Here is a 24,929-nt window from a genome sequence, read left to right as displayed (position 1 = left end):
TTATAACTAAAATATCTATACCTAAAACCTTTTATCCTCTATTGTTAGTGAAACGACAATAAGAAAAAAGGCGGACCTTGTATGGAAAAGTTCATGAACTTGCTTGAAACACCAAGTCTGGTGCTTGGTAGAACGCTTTTAGGACTGTACTTCATTGCACCAGGCCTACAAAAGATTCTGCAATATGAAAACATGGTTCAATACATGACGAAACACAATGTGCCGATGATAGATATACTCCTTCCAGTCACAATCGTATTGCAAATATTACTAGGTTTCATGCTTATCATCGGCTTTAAGACAAAACTATCGGCCTTCTTGTTGGCCGGTATGACATTGATAATCAGTTTATACATGCATAACTTTTGGAACTTACCAGAAGGCAGTAACCTTGCCCATGAATCCCAAAATTTTGCAAAAAATATGGCAATAATGGCGGGCTTATTGGTGCTATCAGCCAGAGGTGCGGGGCAATTTAGTATTGACAACAAGATGGAGCGTCCACGCAATTTATTCTAGCGTGCTTCGACCGAAATGACACAAGCTCATATCCAATGCCAACAACAACTGCATGAAATACTGCAGTCTCTTAAGCCTTTGTTTAAAAATGGCATGAGCGAATATGAGCTCATAACATTGCTTAAGTTAGCCCCTTACGAAATCTTCGATAGGCATGCGCTAAGTGACACCCTTGTGTTATTTCAAACTCACTTTATTTTGTTTCACTCTTTGTACAAACTTCGAGATGATTGGCGGCGCAAGAAAATAGGTGAACTTGAAATTTGCGCGACAAATATCAAGCTAAAGCCTTATTTAGCAAACACTGAGCAGTCGCTCGAAACCATTGACCCACTGGGCGAATACTATCTCAATTGGCAAAACTTACATGATACTAACGAAGAGGAACTTAACTCTCTTCTCGATGAATTTTGGCAGAAAATGCTAAAACCAAACATGCGTGCAAATCACAGCTCCCATGACATAACTGAGGCAATCGAAGTCTTAGGATTAAGCAAATACAGTCTCGATGAACTGTCATTCGACCAAGTCAAAGCGCAATATAGAAAATTACAGCATAGCTACCACCCGGATAAAGGCGGCTGTTTAGAAAGCACTCAGCGCATCACTAAAGCTTACAAGATATTAAGTGACTGCTTAAAAGGCCGCGCATAAAGCTCAAATACTCCGCCGTCATCTTCGCCTGCGCTTAATGCCTTTCGATTAAGCGTAAAAACCATCAAAAACGTCATTCCCGCGGCGGCGGGAACCTCATTGGAACACAGTAAAATCAGATAGTTAAAGGATGTATTGGCAGATTCCCGCCGCCGCGGGAATGACGGATATGTTTGGATTTTATGTTAACCGAACAGCATTTCGCCTCCGCGGGAAAGACGGATAAGTTTGGATTTGATGTTAGGCGAGCAGCATTAAGCCTGCGCTGAGATGACAGAGGAAGTTGAACGTTTCGGCGTTTAAACCAACGGTATTATGGCCTCACAGGAAAGATGGTTTAGGTCTTTTTTAAGTGGTTTTCAAAAAAATTTATTTTTTTACATTAAAAGGAACTTTTTAGCACATTGCACGTTCTTATATACTGAATGTGTTGTTCTCCCTGAGAAGTGGCCCCGTTTAGTGTGTGAACGGGGCTTTTTTTATGCTCTTATTTTGTATTCTATTCCCTTACTCTTCATTCACTTTTTTGCTCGGAATATCTAACCATTGAGATAATTTTATTTCCGTTTCAGGTATACCCAAGCCATTTAAAGACGAAAACACATTCACGGTCACATCACCGTTAAATGCGATACATGCTTCACGCACCATTAATAATTGGCTTTTGCGCTTTCCAGCTTTGAGTTTGTCGGCTTTAGTCAATAAGATTAACACAGGCAAATTAGCACTTACTGCCCAAAACACTAAATCTTGGTCAAGATCTTTGAGGGGATGGCGAATGTCCATTAAAACAACCAAACCCTTAAGACAATTGCGTTTTTGCAGATACTCTCCTAAAGACTTTTGCCATTTTTGTTTCATGGCTAGTGGCACCTTTGCGTAACCGTAACCGGGCAAATCAACAAGTCGCCTCTTTTCATCAAGCTCAAAGAGATTAATTAATTGCGTTCTTCCTGGTGTTTTACTGGTTCGTGCTAAGTTTTTTTGTCGCGTCAACCGATTTAGCGCGCTAGACTTACCCGCGTTTGAACGTCCAGCGAAGGCGACTTCCCCGCCATCAAAGGGATCGAGATGAGATATATCAGGTGCGCTAGTTAAAAATTTTGCAAGGGTAAAATAAGACATAAGTGTTTAAAGTAGACTAAATAAAAGCTAAGTTTACACCTAAACAGACACTTTGTTTGATGTAAATCCATAGTATTAACAAGGAAATGTTTTTTTAAGCCGTTATTTGTGTAAAATATGTCTCCATCACAACTGGTGATCAGTTAAACCTCACTTTTAGAGAGAGTAAGTATGAAAAAATATTGTTTAATTTTAGCTTTGTTCTTCGCCACCACAGCGGCAGTCCAAGCCAAAGGTGACGCCGAAGCTGGAAAAACAAAAGCGTTGGTATGTGCAGCTTGTCATGGTAGCGACGGTAACAGCGCAATTCCAATGAATCCAAAGCTTGCTGGCCAACATCAAGGTTATTTAGTAAAACAACTTCAAGAATTCAAACTTGCGTCCCAGACCGGTGGCAAAGAAGGCCGTAATAACGCCATTATGAATGGGCAAGCGATGAACCTATCCGAACAAGATATGTTCGATATATCTGCCTACTTCTCTAGTCAAACATTAAAAATTGGTGAAACACCAGAAGACGTCGTTGAAAAAGGCCAAGCACTTTATCGTGGTGGCGACGCTGAGCGTGGCATTACTGCATGCATCGCTTGTCACAGTGGCGACGGCCGTGGCATGAATTTGGCTGGTTTTCCGGCTATTGGTGGTCAACATGCGAGCTATACGCAAACGCAACTTGAAATGTTTCGTTCAGGCGATCGAAATAACGACTTAAATGGTATGATGCGCGGTATTGCGAGCAAACTGACTGACGAAGATATCTCAATACTTTCTCAGTATTTACAAGGTTTAAACTAATATCTTGTAAATTTATTGTTAAATTTGTTGTAAATAATATTTTTTTAAGTATTATCTACATCACTTGCTGACTAGAGCCTTTGCTGATAATTTTGTAAAAAGCATAGTTAGCGCACGTTTCATAACAATAATAATAATTTACATAATAAAGTGTAACGGAAGACCAAGAACCAGTTCGCTAGCTAGAGAAAAATAATAAAAAGTTAGTTTAGCATTGAACATGTGCACAAGACGTGCCGATACGGGAGAGGTGTCTAAAGACACTCATTATATAAAGGTGATAGTGAAAGCTATCGCCTTTTTTCTTGTCTGCTATTTATAAACTTACGCTAGGTATCATCCCCTCCCCTTTAATATTTTTGATTCTTTGGTGTATTGTTAAGCATCAGGTATAATCCGCGAATATTCAAAATATTATATTTGATTAAATCAATACCCCATTTACGTTTTCCAAACTGAGAACCCCATGCCAAGAAAGAAATCCAGAAAAGTAGGCCGCATAGGCATACCAAAATCTAACGAGCCACGCACAATAAAAGTCGAAGAAAGACCCAAAGCGAAAAAAGGCAATAAATCAGGCAGCCGTCAACAAATGGCTGAGTCCATTCTTGCATCTGCGAAAAAAGAAAAGAAAGATCCCAGAAGTGGTAGCAAGCAAGCTATTGATTTGAGCAAGTATGCACAAGGTCAAAAGCCACAAGAGAAGGCAAAAGCGCCGGAAAAGCTTGTCTACAAAACACCGCAAGAAGAATTAGACGCTATTGAAAATGACACTGAATTAGAAGCCCTTTTAGAAAAACAAGAATTAGGATTATTAAAGGCCTCTGAACAAGCCTATGTAGATAAAGTGACTGCTCGCTATCGCGTACTTTGCGAATTAATGGGCATAGATGTTGACGACTATGAAAAAGATACTGAAGAAGTTTCTGATGATGAAGATGATCCCTTTGCGAAGCTTGACGCAATAAAGATAGACGATTACAAGGAATAAACATCTATTATGAGTAATACCTTCATTTTACTAATAAGCTTAGGCGCATTAATTATTTTAGGGCTTGGCATTTATGCAGGGCGATTACTATTTTTAGTTAAGTCTCAGCGTAGTAAACGGGAGGGAGTGCGAAATAAGCGTATCGCATCGATGCAATCATCTATACAAACCATTGCGTTTGCTATGCAACAGCAACAATGTGATTTATCAGAAGGCGTCATTCGTATTTGTCGCCTTCTTGAGGCAATGCCAATTGATCCACATCCTGACTACGCAAAATCATTCCCAGCGACTCACGCACTGTTTGAATTGGTCAAAAACTACCCCACCCATGAAGGTCGCAGCCAATTGAGTAAGCTTGAAAGACGCAAGCAAGATAAAGAGCGAGAAGAGTTTGAAAGCCAATTTGAGTCGAAGATAATGAAAGAGACTACCCAGCTTCGAAGCATAGAAATTGGCGCAAAATAGCAATTAATCGATAAATTCCACGTCACTTTGGCTGTTTCCAAGCTATTCTTTGTATTCAAACTTACCAAGGCAAGGCAATTCAAGGTATACTAGGGCGTTTTTTTCGGCGCCATTTTGCTTATTAACTTCACTTTAAAGCGAACTTTAGTAAAATCTGTTGCCGTTTCTTTTCCAACTATTGAGGCTTAAGACTGTTAGGGCTATGCAAAAATACGATCTAAATACCTTCCAAGGGTTAATTTTGGCTTTACAAGATTATTGGGCGCAGCAAGGCTGCGTAATTATTCAACCCTTAGATATGGAAGTAGGCGCGGGTACTTTTCATCCCATGACATTTTTGCGTTCATTAGGCCCTGAGCCAATGAACAGTGCCTATGTGCAACCGTGTCGTCGTCCAACAGATGGTCGATACGGCGAAAATCCCAACCGTTTACAGCACTATTATCAGTTTCAAGTCATGATGAAACCCTCCCCAAGTAACATTCAAGAGCTGTATTTAGGTTCTTTAGAAATGTTGGGCTTTGACCCCCTCGTTCATGACATCCGTTTTGTTGAAGATAACTGGGAATCACCTACGCTTGGTGCCTGGGGTTTAGGCTGGGAAGTTTGGCTAAACGGTATGGAAGTGACGCAATTCACGTACTTTCAACAAGTAGGCGGTCTTGAATGCAAGCCGGTTACCGGTGAAATCACTTACGGTTTGGAACGCCTTGCCATGTATATGCAAGGTGTAGATAGCATATATGACCTAATTTGGACTCAAGGACCTTTTGGCACAGTTACCTACGGTGATGTATTTTTACAGAACGAAAAGGAACAATCTGCCTACAACTTTGAATATGCCAATGTGGACTTCTTGTTTAAAACTTTTGATGAATGCGAAAAAGCCAGTCAATTACTGATTGAAAAAGCGCTGCCCTTACCTGCTTACGAGCAAGTCATGAAAGCCTCTCATGCATTTAACTTGCTAGATGCACGCCACGCGATTTCGGTGACAGAACGTCAAGGCTATATTTTAAGAGTGCGCGCATTGGCAAAAGCCTGTGCACAAATGTATTTTGATTCTCGAGAAGCTCTTGGCTTCCCACTTTGTAAATCGAAGGAGCAGTAAGCATGACTGATTTACAGACACACACCCTATTAATAGAACTTGGTAGCGAAGAACTACCGCCAAAAGCCTTAAAATCATTGTCGACTAGCTTTGCCGAAGGCCTATCGAATGAGTTAACAAAACTTGGCTTTGCCTTTGAAGAATGTATTCCTTTTGGCGCGCCGCGCAGATTGGCCGTTGCCTTTACCCATTGCCAGCGTAAACAAGCTGACAAACAGGTAGATAAACGTGGACCAGCAGTTTCGGTTGCTTTTGATGGAGACGGCAATCCAACGCCCGCAGCCATGGGTTGGGCGAGAGGAAATGGCATAAGCGTTGATCAAGCCCAGCGTTTAAAAACAGATAAAGGCGAATGGTTATTACACCAAGCCCTTGTTCCTGGGCAAAGTCTAGATGCTCAGCTTCAAGGTGCACTTGAACGCACTATCAAGCAGTTACCTATCCCAAAAGCAATGCGTTGGGGAAGTTCTTCGGTAGAATTTATTCGCCCAGTACATACCCTGTGCGTTATGTATGGCAACGAAGTAATAGACCTTACGCTTTTAGGCCTAGATTCGAGCAATATGGTGTCGGGACACCGTTTTCATGGTGAACACCGCGTGGCCTTAGAACACGCCGATAAATACACCTTGCTGATGAAAGATCAATTCGTATTGGTTGACTACAACACACGAATGAAAGCGATTGAAGACCAATTACTCGCCCAAGCTACTGCCTTAAATCTCAGCCCTGACTACGATAGCGACCTTCTTGAAGAAATATCTTCATTAGTAGAATGGCCTGTAGTATTGCAAGCAGAATTTGAACCTGCGTTTTTAGATGTGCCTAAAGAAGCGCTCATTTACACCATGAAGGATGATCAAAAATACGTGCCTTTGTTAGACGAGCACGGTCAGTTGTCTTCAACCTTTTTGTTTGTGTCTAATATTGAGAGTAAAGACCCTGCACAAGTTGTTGCTGGGAATGAGAAAGTCATTCGCCCGCGCTTATCTGATGCAAAGTTCTTTTTTGATACAGATAAAAAAAGCAGCCTAGCAGATAAAGCGGCAAAATTAGACACGATATTATTCCAAAAAGAATTAGGTACAGTTGCTGATAAATCAACGCGCGTAGCTAAAATCACACAAGAAATCGGTAGCTTAATCTCTGCTAGCGAACAAGATATTAGCGACGCAATACGCGCCGCGAGTCTTGCGAAAGCGGATCTTGTGAGCAACATGGTAATGGAGTTTCCAAGCGTACAAGGCGTGATGGGTTATCATTATGCCTTGCATGATGGTGAAAACGAAAACGTTGCTATTGCCATCAAAGAGCAATACTTGCCCCGCTTTGCTGGTGACGAATTGCCACAAACAACGGCCGGTATGCTTGTGTCATTAGCAGAGAAGCTCGACACCCTTGTTGGTATTTTTGGTATCAATAAATTACCTAAAGGTGATAAAGACCCCTTTGCATTGCGCCGAAGTGCTATTGGTATTTTGCGTATATTAGTCACTTTCGATATTGATGTAAGCCTTAGTGACATTGTACAAAAGGTTGCTATGTTGTTTGGCAACAAACTGAGCAATGCGAAAGTAGAAGCGCAAGTTGTCGCCTTTTTGTTAGACCGCTTAAAACCTTTCTATGCAGATAAGGATATTAACGCCGATGTCATAACTGCTGTACTTGCATGTGAGAGTAAGCAGTCACTAAGTGATATAAATCAGCGCGTTAACGCGGTTGCTAAATTTGCAACTACCCCGAGCGCTGAAAGCTTAGTGAAAGCCAATAAGCGCGTAGCTAATATATTAGCTAAGAATGAAGTGGATTTAGATGCGGTTGCTGACATCAACCCAGCGCTATTTGTTGAAGAAGAAGAGCGAGCCTTATATACAAACTTTAGCGCGGTAATGGAACAATTGCCTCAATTAGTTGCCCAAAGCCATTACCAAGAGGTATTAAGCCAGCTTTCTTCTCTAAAAGGCAGTCTTGATGATTTCTTTGATAAGGTCATGATTATGGCTGACGACGAAGCGGTTAAGCATAATCGCATAGCCATGGTTTCACACATTCGCAAACAGTTTTTGTCGGTTGCCGACATTTCTGTACTTAATTTTTTAGGAAACGAGTTAGCAATCATGAAGTATGCAAACGTCATTCGTCTGCTTAGCCTAATCATTGGCCTGCAAATACTTGCAGGCTGCGCGTCATCTGGTTCTGCTGATTTTTTCAAACAAGCACCCACAAAAGACTACTCGAATATGTATTTACGAGGGGTGTTTAATTGGTGGGAAGTCAACCAAGCTTTTAAATTGCTACCAACAAGTAACGATGTATATGCAGTAACTATTGAATTGATTGCTGACGGACAACCTTATGATTTTAAAGTCGCTGATGAAAGCTGGACAATGTTGTTAAATTGCGGCAATCAATTTGGTGCATCAGCAATGCGATTAGACGATGAAACCGACCTTGTATGTGCGAGTGATTCGCTTAATTTGCAGTTTACTCCAGCCGAGACAGGTTTCTATCGATTTGAACTAGACGTATCTAACAACAGCGATCCGTCGCTGGTCATACAGAAAGTGGAATAAAGGGTCAATGTCGTCGAGTCATTGTAAGCAGCTGCGTTTATCTTGGGTGACCGAATCAATACCACTGGCAAAAGCGTTTAAAATTTCGCGTGGCACGAAAACACACGCAGATGTAGTGCTACTTAAGATAGCTCTGCTAGAGAAAGAAGGCTGGGCAGAAGCTGTCCCTTATAGTCGCTATGGTGAAAACCTTGATTCGACCATCGAACTACTCAGCAGTATTGAAGGCGCGTTATCAAAACTAAGTAATAGCAACCCTATTTCTCTAATTGATCAAGCCCTTAATTACGTTAACACAGAGCTTAAGGCTAGTTCAGCGAGAAATTTACTTGATTGTGCACTATGGGATTTAAAAGCCAAGCTTTCTAAGAAAAGCGTCAATACTTTATGCAATCTCGCACCACAGAAAAAAGCAATAAGTGCGCAAACACTAAGTGTTGATAATCTTGATGTGATGTTGCGTAATGCTAAAAAGATGTCTCATTTACCCTTAATTAAAATCAAACTTGATGCTGATGATATTGTTCCAAAGATGCAAGCTATTGCAGCACAGTGTCCTCATTCTCAGTTTATTGTTGATGCAAATGAAGCGTGGTCGTTTGCTACTTTGCAAAATGTTGTTGATGACTTAGCTAAGCTAAATGTTGCGCTCATTGAGCAGCCCTTGCCTGCACAGCAAGATGATGAACTGATTGGTTTTAAATCTCCTATCCCCTTATGCGCTGACGAGTCTTGTCACACGAGTTCAGGAATGAACGTTCTTGTATCTAAGTATAGTATGGTAAACATAAAGTTAGATAAGACTGGCGGCCTTAGCGAAGCAATTAAATTAATGCATGCAGCAAAAGAGCATAAGATGCAAATAATGCTTGGTTGCATGGTGGCCAGCTCACTCGCCATGGCACCCATTTATGTCCTTGCCGCCAGCGCAGACTTTATTGATTTAGATGGTCCGGTCTTAGTCCTAAAAGACCGCCCTAATGGATTTATATTTGAGGGCGCTACAATGTATCAATCAGAGCCCTTCTTATGGGGTCAAGGTTGAGTGCTTTACTCAACGCTCTGCCACCTTTCGACTTTATTCAACTACTAGGGCTGCTGAGCTTTGGGCTAGGCATTGCTTGCTTCTATCAAAAAGATGACCGGCGACTCAAACTATTAATGTTGCTTATGTATATAAACCATGCGATTCACTTTGCACTTTTGGGCGCCCTCACCTCGACCTTAGGGTCAATTTTAGCCATTCTACGGACTGGTATCGCTTTAAAGTCGACCTCAAAAAGCATGGCCATCATTTTTATTCTTGTTAGTCTTTCTTGGGGAGCATACCTTGCCACTACATGGCTTGATATCTTACCCATCGTGGGCACCTGCATAGGCACCTACGCTCTGTTTTGTTTACAAGGAATACAGATGCGTGTTGGTTTTTTGTTTGGCGGGCTTTGCTGGCTTAGCAATAATTTGCTTATTGGGTCTATTGGTACTAGTTTATTAGAGTTTACGCTGATTATTGTTAATTTAAGTACGATTTATAGATTGCGCACTGGCAAGCACATCAAAATTAAAAAAGGGAAAACACGTGAGTGAACTGCAAATACAAAAATCTAAAATAAGCGAGTCGCGCATCATCGATAACGACCTAAGTACTGCTACTTTAGAAGATGGAAAAGTACTATTAAAAATCGATAAATTTGCGCTAACAGCAAATAATATTACTTATGCTGTAGTGGGCGAACAAATAGGTTATTGGCAGTTTTTCCCGCCGCATAATATTGAAAAAACCGGCGAGCAAGTTGACACCGAAGGTTGGGGAATTCTGCCTGTTTGGGGTTTTGCAGATGTTGTTTCGTCAAAATGTGAAGGCGTTGCGGTTGGCGAACGTTTATTTGGGTATTTCCCACCTGCCACACATATCGTGATGAAACCAAGCAAAATAACCGCTACCACATGGTTAGATGCCAGTGAACATCGCAAAAAACTGCCTGCGGCCTACAACATCTATCGACGAGTAGAAGCCGAACCGGGCTATAGTAAAGCATTTGAAGATTATCGTATGTTACTGTTTCCATTGCATATTACGTCATTTGTTCTGTTTGATTATTTTCAAGAAAACAATTGGTTTGGTGCAAAGCAGTTAGTTATGCTAAGTGCTTCAAGTAAAACCAGCACAGGCTTGGCTTATGGCATACAAAACCAAGCTCAGGCAGAGCAAGAAACAAAGCAGGCGCCACCAAAACTCATCGCACTCACCTCTGAACACAACCTTGCTATGGTCAATAAGATTAAGGCCTACGATACTGTCTTAAGTTATAACGACATTGCAGAAATCGATAACAGCATTCCCACATTAATTGTAGATATGTCTGGAAATACAACAACCTTGGGCGCCTTGCATAAGCACCTTGGCGATAATATGAAGTTTTGTTCTAATGTTGGCGTCACGCATTGGCATGATCTTGGTCGTAGCAGTGATATTATAGAAGAAAGAAGCGAATTCTTTTTTGCACCATCACAAATTCAAAAGCGATTACAAGAATGGGGCGAGCAAGTGTTTGACCAAAAAAGTCGTGAATATTTGGCGCTTTCTATTGGCAAGAGCAAAGAATGGTTAAAAATGACTGACCTAAATGGACTAGAAGGTATGCGCTCAATATTTGTAGACATTTGTGAAGGTAAAACCGAGGCCGATGCTGGATTGATCGTTCAAATGCAAAAAAGTAGTAAGTAAAACATAGCTTAGGCCTTAGAAAAGGCCGCGCTTGCTAAATTGCTTGAGCAATATTTGAGTGTATTTAACCGGAAATAAACGTGCTAAGAAGTCCATCAATTTAGCATCATTACCAATTAATACACGCACTGACTTTTTACAGATCCCGTTTACAATCACCGAGGCTGCCTTTTCTGGCGAAGTAAGCAATTGTTTATTAAAGGTTTTCACTTGTTCATTACGCTCTTTTTCACTACGCTTATCTACACTAATCGCAGTACTCGCTATGTTTGTTTTTATTCCACCAGGATGTACGCTACAAATCGTAACGTTAGGAAACAATGCCAACGCTTCCATACGCAAGGATTCAGTTAAACCTTTCACAGCAAACTTGGATGCACAATAAGCATTGAGTTTAGCAATAGACGTAATACCAAAAATAGAACTGATATTCACAACCCAGGCCTCCTCCTTGTTTTTCAATTCAGGCAAGAAAGTTTGTGTACCAAAAAGCACGCCATAAAAGTTAATGTCCATTACGCGCTTAAAATCTTCTTTACCAATAGCCTCAAAAGCGACTGAGTCGTGCGCAATGCCTGCATTATTAATAATTCCGTCAATGCCAGTAAAAAGCCCTTCTGCGCCTTGTTGCGGGGCAAAATGCTGCTCTATTTTAGTTTTCGCTGCCTGCCAAGCGTGTTGTTGTGAGACGCAAAAGGGTAAGCACAAGGGGGATTGTTCAAGAGTAGAAGCAAGTTCAGACAAAGCATTTTCGTTTATGTCGTTAAGAATTAATCTTACACCAAGGGCATCTAAGTGTTTGGCCAAAGCCGCCCCAATACCATTACCTGCACCGGTAACCATAAATACTTTGTTTTTGAGAATACTCATATTAGCCCTAAATTTAAAGGTGCGCAGTCAAACTGATTATTTGCTGTGACTTAACATTACAAGATTTTTTAGAAAATAGCGCTTGTTAAACGTAAAAATATACTTGTTGGTGCCGATATATAGCTAATGACGTGAATTATCAACACGACGGTATTTGTCGTTTAGTTCGTTTGCAAAACACAGGCGATATTTAGGTGCCGGTCCTCAGCGCTAGCTTCACTTATGGCATAGCACCTATTTTTTGTATTTAACAGCGCTACATCAAACAAACACAGAGGTTTTATGTTCTTTTTAAGAAAGCTTAACGTTTCTCAAGCTATTGGATTTATTATTGCACTGCCGCTTGTTGTCATTGCCTGCGCTATTTTCTTAGTCGTCGAAAATATAAACATCAAAATTGATGAATACGGCGTTTCAGAAAAAGTTGTACAGTTGTCGGCAGTATTTGATGACGTGGCGCACACCCATGCCGTTGAACGAGGCCTGAGCGCTGGATTTTTAGGGAGCAACGGTAAATCAGGAAAGACTAAATTGCTACAGGCTCGAGAGAATGCCGATAATGCAATGAAGCAGTTACAAATGCTGAAACAAGAAGACTACCCTTTTTTAAGCGAAAGTGAATTCAGAAAATTTACTCATGCGACCATCGCTTTAGCAAAAGACAAGCAAACTGTAAGACAAAAGGTAGATGTCTTGGCTAGCGATAACAACGCTTTTCAATTTTATTCCTCAATAAACAGCGCTGCACTTGCTTCAATAGATCAACTTGTAAATCGGTTAAATGATTTTAAGTTAAATCAGTATATGCTTGCACGTTTAAACTTGCTTTGGATGAAAGAGCGAGCTGGGCAAACGAGAGGTTTGCTAAATGGTATTTTTGGCAAAGGGTCGTCAAGTGCTACAAAAAATGTACTTTTAGCTAGTTTTATTGATGATGAAAAACGCCATGCAGCACTTTTTTCGCAGTGGGCGCCACTAGAATTTAGTAATGCTTTGGAGTCGTTCAGCACAAAAAATAATTGGCAACAAGTCACGAAAATTACCGATAGTTTCATCACTAGCAATGCGACTACAGATATAAGCGGACCAAAAGATTGGTTTTCACTAGCTACGTCACGTTTAAGCGATATTAAGAAATTAAGCGATGATATTGGTGCGACCCTGCAGCAAAAAGCCCTTTCTGCGACCAAAGAACAGCAAAATTTTAGACTCTTGTTGCTTGTACTTTGTTGCTTAATATTAACGCCCATCATCTTGTTAGGATTGCTGATAAGGAAATCGATAAGTTCTCGCGTAGAACGGATAAGTAAGTTTTTAGATGAATTGTCAATCAACCATAATTTTACAGCCACTATTGAAGACAACAACAACGATGAATTATCCATTATTATTAGCAACCTTCAAAAGCATGTATCCACCACCCGGGTTTGCTTGCATGATGTATTGGCGCAGCTCCAACTATCAATCCAAATAATTAACGCAAACAAAGCGCAGTGTAGCGACACACTGATTAGTGCACAAAGTCAAAAAGACCAAACGACAGCGATGTCGACAGCGGTGTTGCAACTTAAGCAAGCCAGCGAAATGATTGCTGCTGACCTGTCGGTAGCCTCTGATGAGACTGCCGTAATTAAAGACTCTAGCGACCGAAGCAGTAATAGTCTTCAAGAGGTTTCCTCCCAGTTTGCTTCTTTAAATAAAGAGGTTACAAACTCCCATAACATCGTACAAAATTTTGCGGGACACACAGAGTCAATCTCGCAGATACTACAGAACATACAATCTATCGCCGAGCAAACTAACCTACTTGCCTTAAACGCTGCTATTGAAGCGGCCCGAGCAGGTGAACAAGGCAGAGGCTTTGCTGTGGTCGCAGACGAGGTACGTAACTTAGCGAAGCGCACGCAAGAGTCGACCGAAGAAATTACGTCGATGCTCAATTTATTGACCGATAGTGCGAAACAAGCTAGCGCGTCAATGACTAAATGCCTATCGTTGTCAGACTTATCAAACGAAAGAATAGAAGAAAATAAAGCACAAATTCAGCCCTTGTTTGAAGGGTTGGAAAGATTAAACACATTGTTTCATAGTATCGCCGCTGCAGCTCAAGAGCAGACCCAAGTAGCCGGAGATGTGCACACAAACATTGTCGATCTCGACACTAGCGCGAGTACTATTTTATCGTCAAGTCATTCGGGCAATGACTCACTTGAGTCTCTTGATAAAACATTTGCTAAAACCCTAGAGGGCATTAAACGATTCAAGGTTGAATAGTGCCTAGGCGTATATGCCCATTTCAGCGCGCAAACTCGATACTTAGGACTTCAGTGTTGTCAGTAAAGGTTAGCGTCTCAATCTGCTTATCTAGCTTCACGTTAACGGTATTGGTTTGCGCGAACCAAATATCTCGTAGGACATTGTGCACAATTTGTAGGCCTTCTGTTTTTTGAGGTTTGGGTGTTTCTTGGTACACCCAAAAATGCTTTCCTTCAATCTCAAACCCAACAAGCGTCATGGGCAAAGCGTCATTGTTTGGATAATAAATACCAAAACGCTCTGCAACATAATCTGCAAATTGTGACTGAGTAAGCTTTGAGCTAATAATATCAGCTCCATCACCAAAGATTTCGCTTACGGCATGCTCTGCATCGTGCAGGTCAAAACGGTGCATAATTTCAAGCATTTTTGTTCGTGGGTTAAGCTCTACTCTGGTTATTGCCATTTTTTGCTGGTGTGCCCAGCTTAGTTCGCTAAACACACCCATTATCAATAGTATACTTAACAGCGCTTTTAACACTTTAGCTAAAGCCATTGTTTACTCTTCTTTGTCAAGTTCATCGCCAGTTTTTAGCTTGGTTTTCACTTCTTGCATCAAATCACGACGGACTCTGCTTTCTTCTCGTTTATCTTTAAACGCTTCAATGCGTGAATCAATTATTTTACGTGGGTAGTGGTTATTGTGTATATCAACGTCAGCAGTTTCCCAGCGTGGATCTACCTCAACACTCACTAGCACTTTGTTTTTGTCAGTGACAACTAACTTTTGAACATTTTTAGGTGTACGGCGCCAAATTTCTGCAGGAATGCGCATCATTTCAGTGCTGCCGTCTGCAAACGTCATTTCAAAGATAATAGGCATAACAAGTCCACCATGATTACTAAATTCTAATACATAGTAATTTTTATCTTCTTTTACAGCGCGTTCGAACGTTTTTCTCTCCCATGGGTCAAGTTCTTTCAAGAATTTTTGATACTCATTTCGGTCTTTATTGGTGACCGTAAACATATCGTTATCATCATAAAAATCTTTGATATCGGCGTTACGGTCTATCCACAAGGCTCTACCTTCTTTACTATTTCGCTCAACTGTCATTGATAAAGGTTTGTCGTTATATTCTCGACGTTCACGGTCAAAATCAACATCTGGGTTTTTAGTATCTAAACGAAGTTTGTAAACCGAGTCTAGGGAGATATCAACATGGTCAGTTGAATAGAACCAACCGCGCCAAAACCAATCTAAATCGATGCCAGAGGCCTCTTCCATCGTTCTAAAAAAGTCTGATGGCGTTGGGCGTTTATACTTCCAGCGCTGGGCATATTCTTTAAATGCAAAATCGAAAAGCTCTCGGCCCATAATGGTTTCGCGCAAGATATTCAACGCTGCTGCCGGTTTAGTATAAGCATTAGGGCCTAACCGTAAAACCGAATCTGATTGCGTCATGATAGGGACTTGCGTGCTCGATGCCATATAGTCAGTGATATCAGCAGGCTCTACACCCCAAGGAATACTTGGATCCCACTCACGACCAGCGACGCCGTCTAAGAAACTATTTAAGCCTTCGTCCATCCATGTCCATTGGCGTTCGTCTGAATTGACAATCATAGGGAAATAGATATGCCCTACTTCGTGGATGACAACGCCGATAAGAAAACGTTTTTCTGCTAGAGAATAAGTACGGCTGCCATCATCTTGCAATTCAGTACGCGGACCATTGAAGGTAATCATTGGATATTCCATTCCACCAACAGGACCGTTTACGGACTGTGCGACAGGATAGGGGTAATCAAATGAAAAGCGGGAATACACTTCCATTGTGTGGATAACTGACTCTGTAGAATATTTTTTCCACAAGTCCCCACCTTCTTTTGGATAGAAAGACATTGCCATAACCAATGGCTGATCGTCTCCACCTTGATGATAACCTTTAGCGTCCCACATAAACTTGCGTGATGAGGCCCAGGCAAAGTCGCGTACATTTTCAGCTTTAAACTTCCAGGTTTTCGTATTCGTGGTGCCCTCTTTTTCGTTCTCTAAGGCTTCTTCTTCAGTCACGATAAACACAGGGCGTTTTGCATCTTCGGCTTCTTCTAAGCGCTTACGTTGGCTTGAGCTTAAAACGTCCTTAGCATTGGCTAGAGCGCCTGTGGCAGAGACAATATGGTCTGCTGGCACAGTAATATTAACCTCATAGTCTCCAAACTCTAGGGTAAACTCACCTCTTCCAATAAATTCTTTATTTGTCCATGCTTCATAATCAGTATAAGCCGCTAAACGCGGGAACCATTGCGCTAACAAAAAGATGTCATTGCCACCTTCTCGAGCGTCATCAGGGAAGTGTTCGTAGCCAGAACGAGCCGAAACCGCGTCTTCCTCTACGATATTAAACGCAAAGTCAATCTCAAAGCTTATTGAGTCGCCTGATTTTATGGGTTTGGGTAAATCAACACGCATTAGAGTGCCAACAACAACGTAGTTGAGGGCTTTATCTCTGGTGGTACTCACTTTCAAGAGTTCATAACCTAATTCAACGTCTTCAACAAATTGCTGGCGACGAAGCTCGCCTAAGCTAAGTTTGGCTGGAGAACTGCCATTAGCCGCTTGCGTTGCTGGCCCCCTATTTCCAATCCCACCAAAGGTTGTGGTAAGTGCCGACATCGAGTCATTCTTAAACTTATTTTGGTCCAATTGGATCCACAAATACTTGAGAGCATCAGGGCTATTATTTTTATAGGTGATGGTTTGAGAAGCCGTTAATCGACGTTTATCTTCATCAAGGCTAACATCAATTTTATAGTCGACTTGCTGTTGCCAATATTGGTGGCCTGGCGCACCCGCTGCGTTTCGATACACATTTGGCGTTGGCAAGACTTCGTCAAGTTGACGAAACTTATCTTCGAAATCGCCTTTGGTTTGGTTTATTTGCGCAAAAGAAGCGGTGCTCAATACGCTAAACAAAAAACAGGTAAATGCTGAATACTTAATAATGGACATAGAAAACCTTAACTACTTCGATAAATTTGAAGGGTCACACTCAAGTGGTACGACGACTTTCCCAAGAATGTAATATTATAACTTTTCATGACAAAAACCAATGCTGCAAAACTTGAATGTTCACAATAGAAGGGCTTTACTGAGGTATATCAAACGGAATTTATGTAAGAAATTGTTTCATTGCGCAAGAAAAAGCACTCTTTCGAGTGCTTTTAGGCTTTGTATTTAATAGATATTACTTGAATTTACGCTATAAGCAGTTGAAATATATAGATTTATACATCTAGATTTTCTACGTTCAAGGCGTTAGTTTCAATGAAATCTCTACGCGGTTCTACTTGATCACCCATTAGTGTTGTGAAAAGTTGGTCAGCACTGATTGCATCTTCAATAGTGACCTGCAACATGCGCCTTGCATCAGGATCCATAGTTGTTTCCCATAACTGACTCGGGTTCATTTCACCTAGTCCTTTATAACGCTGAATATATTGGCCACGTTTTGCTTCAGCCATTAACCAATCTAATGCTTCTTTGAACTCACCTACTGGCAAGGTTTTCTCCCCGCGTTTAATGTAAGCACCTTCTTCCATTAGGTCATTAATAGTTTCGTTAAGGGTTTTGATCTTTTCATACTCAGGTGAACTTACGAAATCACTATTAATATAATAATGATAGTCTATGCCGTGTTGACGCATAGTGATAACTAGTTCATTTGCTCCGTCTTCGTTTAGTTCAACAGCAAAGAGGAAGCTTCTTGAGTCATCTTCACTAATCGCTAGATTGCTAACAATTTGTTCTCCAATCTCACTTAAAACTGCCTTGTCTTTCAGTGCTTCTTGCGTTAAAGGACGTGAATACAATAACTGCTTCAAAAGTGATTCCGGCATTCTTCTATGCATGCGCGCTATCATTATCATGGTGGTTTGGTATAGCGTTACCATGTTTTCAAGTGCTACACCTTGAATCGCTGGTGCATCTGGACTTACATGCAAAGAAGCACCATCTACTGCGATGCTAGTCAGTAGTTTTGTTAATGCGTCGTCATCTTTAAGATATTGCTCTTGCTTACCCTTTTTAATTTTGTATAAAGGTGGCTGAGCAATAAAGATATGTCCTCGTTCAATCATTTCTGGCATTTGACGGAAAAAGAAAGTCAATAGAAGTGTTCGAATATGTGAGCCATCAACATCAGCATCGGTCATGATAATAATGCTATGGTAACGTAACTTATCAGGGTTATATTCATCGCGACCAATACCACAACCTAATGCAGTAATCAGCGTCGCAACCTCTTGTGAAGATAGCATTTTGTCGAAGCGCGCTTTTTCAACGTTCAATATTTTACCTTTCAAAGGCAGAATAGCTTGATTCTTACGATTGCGACCTTGTTTTGCTGAACCACCAGCAGAGTCCCCTTCCACTATATAGAGTTCAGATAGTGCTGGATCTTTTTCTTGGCAATCAGCTAACTTACCAGGTAAGCCAGCTAAATCTAGGGCTCCTTTGCGTCTTGTCATATCACGTGCTTTGCGCGCAGCTTCACGAGCGCGGGCGGCATCAATAATTTTGCCTACGATTGTTTTTGCATCAGCGGGGTTCTCTTGTAAAAATTCAACAAGTTTTTCCCCCATAGATGATTCTACTGCTGATTTAACTTCTGAGCTTACAAGTTTATCTTTTGTTTGCGAAGAAAACTTAGGATCGGGCACTTTAACAGAAACAACCGCGGTTAAACCTTCACGAGCATCATCGCCGCTGGCGTTGGTTTTATTCTTTTTATTATAACCTTCTGTTTCCATATAATTATTAAGCGTACGAGTTAATGCACCTCTAAAACCAGCCAAATGGGTTCCGCCGTCACGCTGTGGGATATTATTGGTAAAGCAGAAAACGTTTTCTTGGAAACCATCATTCCATTGCATGGCAACTTCGACTGTTACGCCATCTTCCTCGCGTTCATGCGTAAAGTAAAACGCTTTACCATGAACAACGTTTTTATTCGTATTTAAATATTCTACGAAAGCTCTTATACCGCCCTCATAGTGAAAATTTTCTTTGCGTCCATCACGCTCATCTTCAATAGTGATAGATATGCCTGAGTTGAGAAAGGATAGTTCACGTATCCGCTTGGCTAAAATTTCAAAATGAAACAGCACGTTTGTGAAAGTTTCTTCACTAGGCCAAAAACGTATCTTGGTACCTTTCTTTTCGGTTTTAGCCGTTGCTACAAGAGGAGATACTGGTACGCCCATATTGTATTCTTGCTCAAATCGTTCACCTTGTCTGTATATAGTCAGCGCAAGTTTTTTAGATAGAGCATTTACAACTGAAACACCTACACCGTGTAATCCACCTGATACTTTATAAGAATTGTCATCAAATTTACCACCCGCATGGAGAACCGTCATAATAACTTCGGCTGCAGAGACACCTTCTTCTTCGTGCATTTCGGTAGGAATACCACGACCATCGTCTTCAACAGAAACTGAGTTATCAGAATGTATCTTAACTTTTATTTCACTACAGTGTCCCGCTAAGGCTTCATCAATAGAGTTATCGACTACTTCAAAAACCATATGATGCAAACCTGTTCCATCATCGGTATCACCAATATACATGCCAGGTCTTTTTCTTACCGCATCTAAGCCTTTTAATACTTTGATACTGGACGAGTCATAGTTTTGTTCGGACATCTTTACTCCTCTATCACGTGGTTATGTTTCACGTGGAACACTTTTTTGTTGTTATAAGTTTGTACAAATGACATTTGTTGTTTTTCAATTGCTGTCACAAATACTTGAGTGTCTTGCTCCAACACGGTTGTTATAAATTTCTCTCTTGTTGCTTCGTCGAGCTCTGCTGAAATGTCATCGACTAAAAAAACACTTTGTTTCCCTGTCAATTCCTTCAATACTTTTACTTCAGCCAACAAAAGTAACGATACAAGTAAACGAAGCTGTCCTCGTGACATATACTCAGCAGCATTTTTATCATCTACCATAAACTGCAAGTCAGCTTTATGAGGACCACTAGACGTTGAACCCTTAAAAAGATCTCGATCTACTTTGTTAGACATTGAATCTTTTAAAGAATTATTTTTATCCCAGCCAGTAGTATACCTTAATACTACATTTAACTCAGGTGAAAATTTCGAATATAAGGCACTTATTTCGCTATTTAAGCGATTAATATAGCTTTCTCTTAGCGCGCTTATAGATTCACCCAGTTCGGCCAGCTGGTCTAGCCATACATCCTGTTTCTTAAACTCATTACCTTGAGTGTAGTCAAACTGTTTTAAGAGAGCGTTTCGCTGACTCAAGCAATTATTATAACGCCCATTGATAAGTTGAAATTTATGTTCCACGTGAAACAACAACCAATCGAGATATCGTCTTCGACCAAGCGGTGGCCCCAAAATCAAATCACTACTTTGTGGCGTAAATATTTGGACAGGGAGTAATCTTGCTATATCAGCAATCTTTTTGGTTTTTTCTCCATCTAAACTAAATAGATTCCCTTCTTGCTTTGAACGACTAAAACCAAGTTTTGAGACGCCCTCTCCATTTTGGAATTCACAAAACCCCGACGCCTGTTTATGTAATTCGTTTATAAATGTGTCGGGTTTAGATGTTCTGAAGGAGCGACCAAACCCTAATACATGTACAGCCTCGAGCAGGCTAGACTTGCCCGCACCATTATTTCCGTAAATGACATTCAAGTTTTTGTGGGGAGAAAAATCAGCGGCTGCAAAATTTCTAAAATTTTGCAGCCTAATTTTTGTGATGTACATGAGTTTGCTAAGGACTTAGCTGAAATTGTATTTAGATGATTTTTCCAACAAGCTATATTCTCATTGGCATGATAACGTACTGAGAAGAATCGTCATCTACAGGCAAACCATCTACTAATTTTATTCCGTGGATTAAAGCCATCGTGTTTGAGTCAAACAGTTTGAAAATTACCATGTCGGTTTCAACCGCGTTGAGCACGTCTATAAGATAAGCCACGTTAAAACCAATCTCAAGATTATCTCCTTCATAATCGACATCAATAACTTCTTCGGCATGTTCTTGTTCTGGGTTGTCAGCGGTTATCTTTAACTCACTAGCAGATAGACTCAAACGTACGCCTTTAAATTTCTCATTGGTCAAGATCATTGCGCGAGACAAGGCACCTTTTATGAGATCACGATATACAATTAGTCCTTTGTTAGTTTCTTTTGGTACTACACGATTATAGTCCGGAAAACGACCGTCAACGAGTTTACTAGTAAACACAAAGGAATTGCTTAACATGCTAATGTGATTTGCACCTAAACGTACTTTGACTTTTGTGTCTGATTCATCGATTAACCTTGCTATTTCCATAACACCTTTGCGGGGAATGATAACTTGCTTAGCAGGTAATACTGCATCGGTGTATTCTACAATAGACATTGCTAAGCGATGCCCATCGGTAGCAACAGACCGAATTGTGTTGTCAGACGTTTCAAGACTCATCCCGTTTAAATAGTAACGAACATCTTGTTGTGCCATAGAAAACTGAACAGATTCAATGAGTTGCTTTAAATCTTGTTGCGTAATTTCAAATTCACTGTCACCTTCCCACGCTTCAAGATTAGGATAATCATCAGCGCTTAAAGTTGATAAGGAATATTTTGCTCTGCCAGACTTTATCAGCGCTTTATTTTCTTCAACGCTAAACAAAATTGTACAGTCGTCGGGTAATCCACGCACAATATCAAGAAGCTTCTTCGCTGGCACCGTTATTTGGCCTTCGGTTGAACTACCCGCTAGGCGAACATTGGTGATAAGTTCGACCTCAAGATCGGTACCCGTCATCCACAAGGCTTCTTGCTCTACTCGAATGAGTACGTTTCCTAAAATAGGTAAAGTGTGTCTACGCTCGACAGCACCAGCTACTAACTGTAGCGGGTGTAAAAAATCTTCTCTACTAATCGTAAAATTCATGTGTCGTTCTCGTTATTGGTGACTAAGACGATAATGTGCGAATTAAATTCGTATAATCTTCCATAATATCATGGTCTTCGCTACGTAACTCTTTAATTTTTCTTACTGCATGAATAACGGTAGTATGATCTCTACCACCGAATGAGTTACCTATTTCTGGATAACTATTATTAGTCAATTCTTTCGCAAGCGCCATTGCCATTTGTCTAGGACGAGCAACACTTCGGGTTCTGCGCTTAGATAAAAAATCAGCTACTTTTATCTTGTAATAGTCAGCTACCGTTTTAATTATATTATCAATAGTAACTAACTTATCTTGCAAGGCAAGTAAATCTCGTAACGCGTCTTTCGCAAAATCTATCGTAATAGGCTTTCCAGTAAAATTCGCGTTCGCGATAACGCGATTTAATGCACCTTCTAATTCACGTACATTAGAGCGCAACTTTTTAGCCATAAAAAAAGCTACTTCATGAGGCAGGTCAATTCTATTTTGCTTTGCTTTAGAAAGCAGAATTGCAACTCGCGTTTCAAGTTCAGGAGGCTCAATTATAACCGTAAGCCCCCAACCAAAACGAGATTTCAAACGATCTTCAACACCGTCAATCTCTTTTGGATAGCGGTCAGAAGTTAGAATGATCTGCTGATTGCCTTCTAACAGCGCGTTAAAGGTATGAAAAAACTCTTCTTGTGAACGTTCTTTGTTTGCAAACAACTGAATATCATCAATTAAGAGTGCATCAACCGACCTATAAAAGCGTTTAAAATCTTCAATCGCGTTATTTTGTAGGGCTTTCACCATATCTTGTACGAAACGTTCAGATTGCATATAAACAATTTTCGCATTGGGATTGCTTTCTATGATGCCGTTTCCTATTGCATGAATAAGGTGGGTCTTACCTAAGCCCGTGCCACCATACAAGAACAAGGGGTTATATGTTACCCCAGGGTTTTGCGCTACTTGCGTCGCAGCCGCCCGTGCTAATTGGTTTGATTTACCTTCTACGAAGTTATCAAAAGTATATTTGGGGTTTACGTTACTATTGTGATTTTCTAAGTTGGGAACAGGTAAACTTTGGTTAAACGACATAAGTTCTTTATTGGAAGAATTTATATTGTCGCTAATAATCAACTTAGGTGGAGCTAATTTTTCTTTTTTCGAGCTTTTAGTTTTTTCAGGCGTATCTTCAATCGTTACCTGTTCGTTTTGCGCAACAGGCGGTTTTGAATCGCTGATAGACAAAAGAGGTGCATCGGCTCCATAAAGTTGCTTGAGCGTTTTGGTGATTAAAATAAAATATTCATCTCGCACCCAACCCAAAACAAATTTATTGGCTGCATATAAATGAAGCGTTTCGCCGTCGAAGTAAGAACCAAGTGGTTTTAGCCACATGTTAAATTGCTCTGCTTCTAATTCGTGTTTTATTGTATTTAAACAATCGCTCCAGTTAATAGCCAAACGTCGTTCCTTTCTAAGCAGTTTTTGAACCGCTTTGATAAATAGCGGGTTGATAACTATATGATAAAATAGCTATGTTATCCACAAAAACTGCCCTTACTTTGCCCTATATGACGCATATATACACAAAATCAGCATATCTCTTTGTTTTTAAACACTTTTAAGTTTTAGTATCGAATTTATAGCTTCGCATTCATGTGTTTTCAGCTTGATTAGTGATTATTTACGCAATTTAATCCTTTTTTTAAATTTACCTGTGGATAAGTATTTTAACTTTTTTGTCAACTCATTCAGCCATAAAAACTATTAAAACTAAACTCAAAAGACGCAAACAACTAAGCTATTTTTAAAGTAAAAATTGACATTAAAACTCAGCTAGTAAGCAAGGCGATAAATTGTTTCATATGAAACAATTTATCGCCTTAAAAACACTTCTTTTTCTTTGCTTAAAGCCAATCTTTACCTTGACTTTAGGTGACTTGATCTCTATTATTCCGCGTCCAATAAATGCGGTCGTCTTTTTACTCAAGCAAATTGCTTAATGTAAATAAGCCAACCAAGGTAACAGTAACTAAACGAGAATCAGGTCATGAAAAGAACTTTTCAACCAAGTAATTTAAAGCGCAAGCGCTCTCACGGTTTCCGTGCACGCATGGCTACTAAAAACGGTCGCGCAGTACTTGCTAGACGTAGAGCGAAAGGTAGAAAAAGTTTATCAGCGTAAAATGGTTGTCATAAACCATGGAAGCGAACGACTTTAGCTATCCGAGGGAGTCAAGGCTCTTGACTCCTCGCCACTTCTCTACTGTATTCGAAAAAGCAATCCCAGCAGTTACCCCTACTATCACCCTACTTGCTCGCCATAACGAACTCGGTCATCCGCGTTTAGGTGTTACTATACCCAAAAAGAAAGTCAAGCTAGCCGTTAACCGAAACCGCATCAAACGTTGTATTCGTGAAAGTTTTCGCTTAACAGCGCACAAACTACCAAATATTGATATTATCGTTATTGGCAAGCATGGTATAAACGACCTTGATAACACCGAGCTTTTTATCCACTTAGAAAAATTATGGCGGAGAATAAGTAAACGATGCGAATAATATCTAGTGGATCTTCTTTAATGGCCCTACCATTATTGGCCATTGTGAAGTTTTATCAATTATTTATATCACCCCTGTTAGGGCAAAATTGTCGCTTCCACCCAACATGCTCCTGTTATGCGCATCAAGCCTTAAAAGAACATGGTGCATTTAAAGGAAGTTGGTTAGCTGTAAAACGTATTGTAAAGTGTCAACCTTTGCATCCTGGCGGCATAGATAATGTACCAAGTGCAAATAAAAATACTAAAACTGTAATAAATAGTGACCATAACAACACTATAAAGAATCAACATTAA

21 protein-coding genes and 1 pseudogene are annotated in these 24,929 nt (G+C 40.4%); 14 read left to right on the top strand and 8 right to left on the bottom strand.

Features of this window, described 5'->3' with window-relative positions; genetic code table 11:
• Positions 1 to 81 precede the first annotated feature (81 nt).
• The gene (locus AC0L6H_RS04365; protein WP_473392831.1) at positions 82 to 519 is read left to right on the top strand and encodes a DoxX family protein; all 438 of its coding nucleotides are present in this window, start codon (positions 82 to 84) and stop codon (positions 517 to 519) included.
• A gap of 15 nt (positions 520 to 534) precedes the next feature.
• Positions 535 to 1,173 carry a DNA-J related domain-containing protein gene (locus AC0L6H_RS04360; RefSeq protein WP_473392830.1) on the top strand — a complete coding sequence of 213 codons (639 nt, stop codon included), beginning with the start codon at positions 535 to 537 and terminating at the stop codon, positions 1,171 to 1,173.
• 507 nt (positions 1,174 to 1,680) lie between these two features.
• On the opposite strand, the gene yihA is transcribed toward AC0L6H_RS04360, so the two are convergent.
• Complete coding sequence (yihA, locus tag AC0L6H_RS04355; protein WP_473392829.1) at positions 1,681 to 2,298, bottom strand: ribosome biogenesis GTP-binding protein YihA/YsxC; 618 nt, start codon at positions 2,296 to 2,298, stop codon at positions 1,681 to 1,683.
• A 171-nt stretch (positions 2,299 to 2,469) separates the two neighbouring features.
• Here yihA and AC0L6H_RS04350 point away from each other — a divergent pair, with 171 nt between their 5' ends.
• From AC0L6H_RS04350 to AC0L6H_RS04315, 8 genes and pseudogenes are all read left to right on the top strand, one after another.
• Complete coding sequence (locus AC0L6H_RS04350; protein WP_473392828.1) at positions 2,470 to 3,093, top strand: c-type cytochrome; 624 nt, start codon at positions 2,470 to 2,472, stop codon at positions 3,091 to 3,093.
• A gap of 466 nt (positions 3,094 to 3,559) precedes the next feature.
• The gene (gene yihI, locus AC0L6H_RS04345) at positions 3,560 to 4,084 is read left to right on the top strand and encodes a Der GTPase-activating protein YihI (RefSeq protein WP_473392827.1); all 525 of its coding nucleotides are present in this window, start codon (positions 3,560 to 3,562) and stop codon (positions 4,082 to 4,084) included.
• 9 nt (positions 4,085 to 4,093) lie between these two features.
• On the top strand, positions 4,094 to 4,552 hold the full coding sequence (locus AC0L6H_RS04340; RefSeq protein WP_473392826.1) for a DUF2489 domain-containing protein: 459 nt from the start codon (positions 4,094 to 4,096) through the stop codon (positions 4,550 to 4,552).
• A gap of 202 nt (positions 4,553 to 4,754) precedes the next feature.
• Complete coding sequence (gene glyQ / locus AC0L6H_RS04335) at positions 4,755 to 5,663, top strand: glycine--tRNA ligase subunit alpha (RefSeq protein WP_473392824.1); 909 nt, start codon at positions 4,755 to 4,757, stop codon at positions 5,661 to 5,663.
• A 2-nt stretch (positions 5,664 to 5,665) separates the two neighbouring features.
• Positions 5,666 to 7,753, top strand: a pseudogene (gene glyS, locus AC0L6H_RS04330) (glycine--tRNA ligase subunit beta); the annotation flags it as partial.
• 490 nt (positions 7,754 to 8,243) lie between these two features.
• Positions 8,244 to 9,281 carry a dipeptide epimerase gene (locus AC0L6H_RS04325; protein ID WP_473392823.1) on the top strand — a complete coding sequence of 346 codons (1,038 nt, stop codon included), beginning with the start codon at positions 8,244 to 8,246 and terminating at the stop codon, positions 9,279 to 9,281.
• The gene (locus AC0L6H_RS04320; protein WP_473392822.1) at positions 9,266 to 9,823 is read left to right on the top strand and encodes a YgjV family protein; all 558 of its coding nucleotides are present in this window, start codon (positions 9,266 to 9,268) and stop codon (positions 9,821 to 9,823) included. The genes AC0L6H_RS04325 and AC0L6H_RS04320 overlap by 16 nt, the downstream gene beginning before the upstream one ends.
• Positions 9,816 to 10,964 carry a DUF2855 family protein gene (locus AC0L6H_RS04315; protein WP_473392821.1) on the top strand — a complete coding sequence of 383 codons (1,149 nt, stop codon included), beginning with the start codon at positions 9,816 to 9,818 and terminating at the stop codon, positions 10,962 to 10,964. Before AC0L6H_RS04320 ends, AC0L6H_RS04315 begins: the two co-directional genes overlap by 8 nt.
• Before the next feature lie 15 nt (positions 10,965 to 10,979).
• On the opposite strand, the gene AC0L6H_RS04310 is transcribed toward AC0L6H_RS04315, so the two are convergent.
• Complete coding sequence (locus AC0L6H_RS04310; protein ID WP_473392820.1) at positions 10,980 to 11,834, bottom strand: SDR family NAD(P)-dependent oxidoreductase; 855 nt, start codon at positions 11,832 to 11,834, stop codon at positions 10,980 to 10,982.
• 282 nt (positions 11,835 to 12,116) lie between these two features.
• On the opposite strand from AC0L6H_RS04310, the gene AC0L6H_RS04305 reads away from it, so the two are divergent.
• Positions 12,117 to 14,108 (top strand): methyl-accepting chemotaxis protein, encoded by a 1,992-nt coding sequence (locus tag AC0L6H_RS04305; RefSeq protein ID WP_473392819.1) that lies wholly within the window; start codon positions 12,117 to 12,119, stop codon positions 14,106 to 14,108.
• Between the two features lie 22 nt (positions 14,109 to 14,130).
• Here the strand turns inward: AC0L6H_RS04305 and AC0L6H_RS04300 are convergent, their stop codons facing one another.
• The 6 genes from AC0L6H_RS04300 to dnaA form a co-directional block, all read right to left on the bottom strand.
• Positions 14,131 to 14,646 carry a DUF6702 family protein gene (locus AC0L6H_RS04300; protein ID WP_473392818.1) on the bottom strand — a complete coding sequence of 172 codons (516 nt, stop codon included), beginning with the start codon at positions 14,644 to 14,646 and terminating at the stop codon, positions 14,131 to 14,133.
• Positions 14,647 to 14,649: 3 nt separating this feature from the next.
• Positions 14,650 to 17,106 (bottom strand): M1 family metallopeptidase, encoded by a 2,457-nt coding sequence (locus tag AC0L6H_RS04295; RefSeq protein ID WP_473392816.1) that lies wholly within the window; start codon positions 17,104 to 17,106, stop codon positions 14,650 to 14,652.
• A 275-nt stretch (positions 17,107 to 17,381) separates the two neighbouring features.
• On the bottom strand, positions 17,382 to 19,799 hold the full coding sequence (gene gyrB / locus AC0L6H_RS04290) for a DNA topoisomerase (ATP-hydrolyzing) subunit B (protein WP_473392815.1): 2,418 nt from the start codon (positions 19,797 to 19,799) through the stop codon (positions 17,382 to 17,384).
• A 2-nt stretch (positions 19,800 to 19,801) separates the two neighbouring features.
• Positions 19,802 to 20,896 (bottom strand): DNA replication/repair protein RecF, encoded by a 1,095-nt coding sequence (gene recF, locus AC0L6H_RS04285; RefSeq protein WP_473392813.1) that lies wholly within the window; start codon positions 20,894 to 20,896, stop codon positions 19,802 to 19,804.
• A 52-nt stretch (positions 20,897 to 20,948) separates the two neighbouring features.
• On the bottom strand, positions 20,949 to 22,076 hold the full coding sequence (gene dnaN / locus AC0L6H_RS04280) for a DNA polymerase III subunit beta (RefSeq protein WP_473392812.1): 1,128 nt from the start codon (positions 22,074 to 22,076) through the stop codon (positions 20,949 to 20,951).
• A gap of 22 nt (positions 22,077 to 22,098) precedes the next feature.
• Positions 22,099 to 23,466 carry a chromosomal replication initiator protein DnaA gene (gene dnaA / locus AC0L6H_RS04275; RefSeq protein ID WP_473394462.1) on the bottom strand — a complete coding sequence of 456 codons (1,368 nt, stop codon included), beginning with the start codon at positions 23,464 to 23,466 and terminating at the stop codon, positions 22,099 to 22,101.
• A gap of 655 nt (positions 23,467 to 24,121) precedes the next feature.
• Here dnaA and rpmH point away from each other — a divergent pair.
• From rpmH to yidD, 3 genes are read left to right on the top strand one after another with little or no spacing between them, the layout of a single operon-like run.
• Positions 24,122 to 24,256, top strand: a complete 135-nt coding sequence (gene rpmH, locus AC0L6H_RS04270; RefSeq protein WP_473392811.1) for a 50S ribosomal protein L34 — start codon at positions 24,122 to 24,124, stop codon at positions 24,254 to 24,256.
• A gap of 17 nt (positions 24,257 to 24,273) precedes the next feature.
• Positions 24,274 to 24,633: a ribonuclease P protein component gene (gene rnpA / locus AC0L6H_RS04265; RefSeq protein ID WP_473392809.1), complete on the top strand. Its 360-nt coding sequence runs from the start codon at positions 24,274 to 24,276 to the stop codon at positions 24,631 to 24,633.
• 20 nt (positions 24,634 to 24,653) lie between these two features.
• Positions 24,654 to 24,929: a membrane protein insertion efficiency factor YidD gene (yidD, locus tag AC0L6H_RS04260; RefSeq protein WP_473392808.1), complete on the top strand. Its 276-nt coding sequence runs from the start codon at positions 24,654 to 24,656 to the stop codon at positions 24,927 to 24,929.

Source organism: Glaciecola sp. G7-5 (assembly GCF_055808975.1).
Note: the sequence above shows the minus strand (reverse complement) of the source record. Positions and strands in the feature narration are given on the sequence as shown.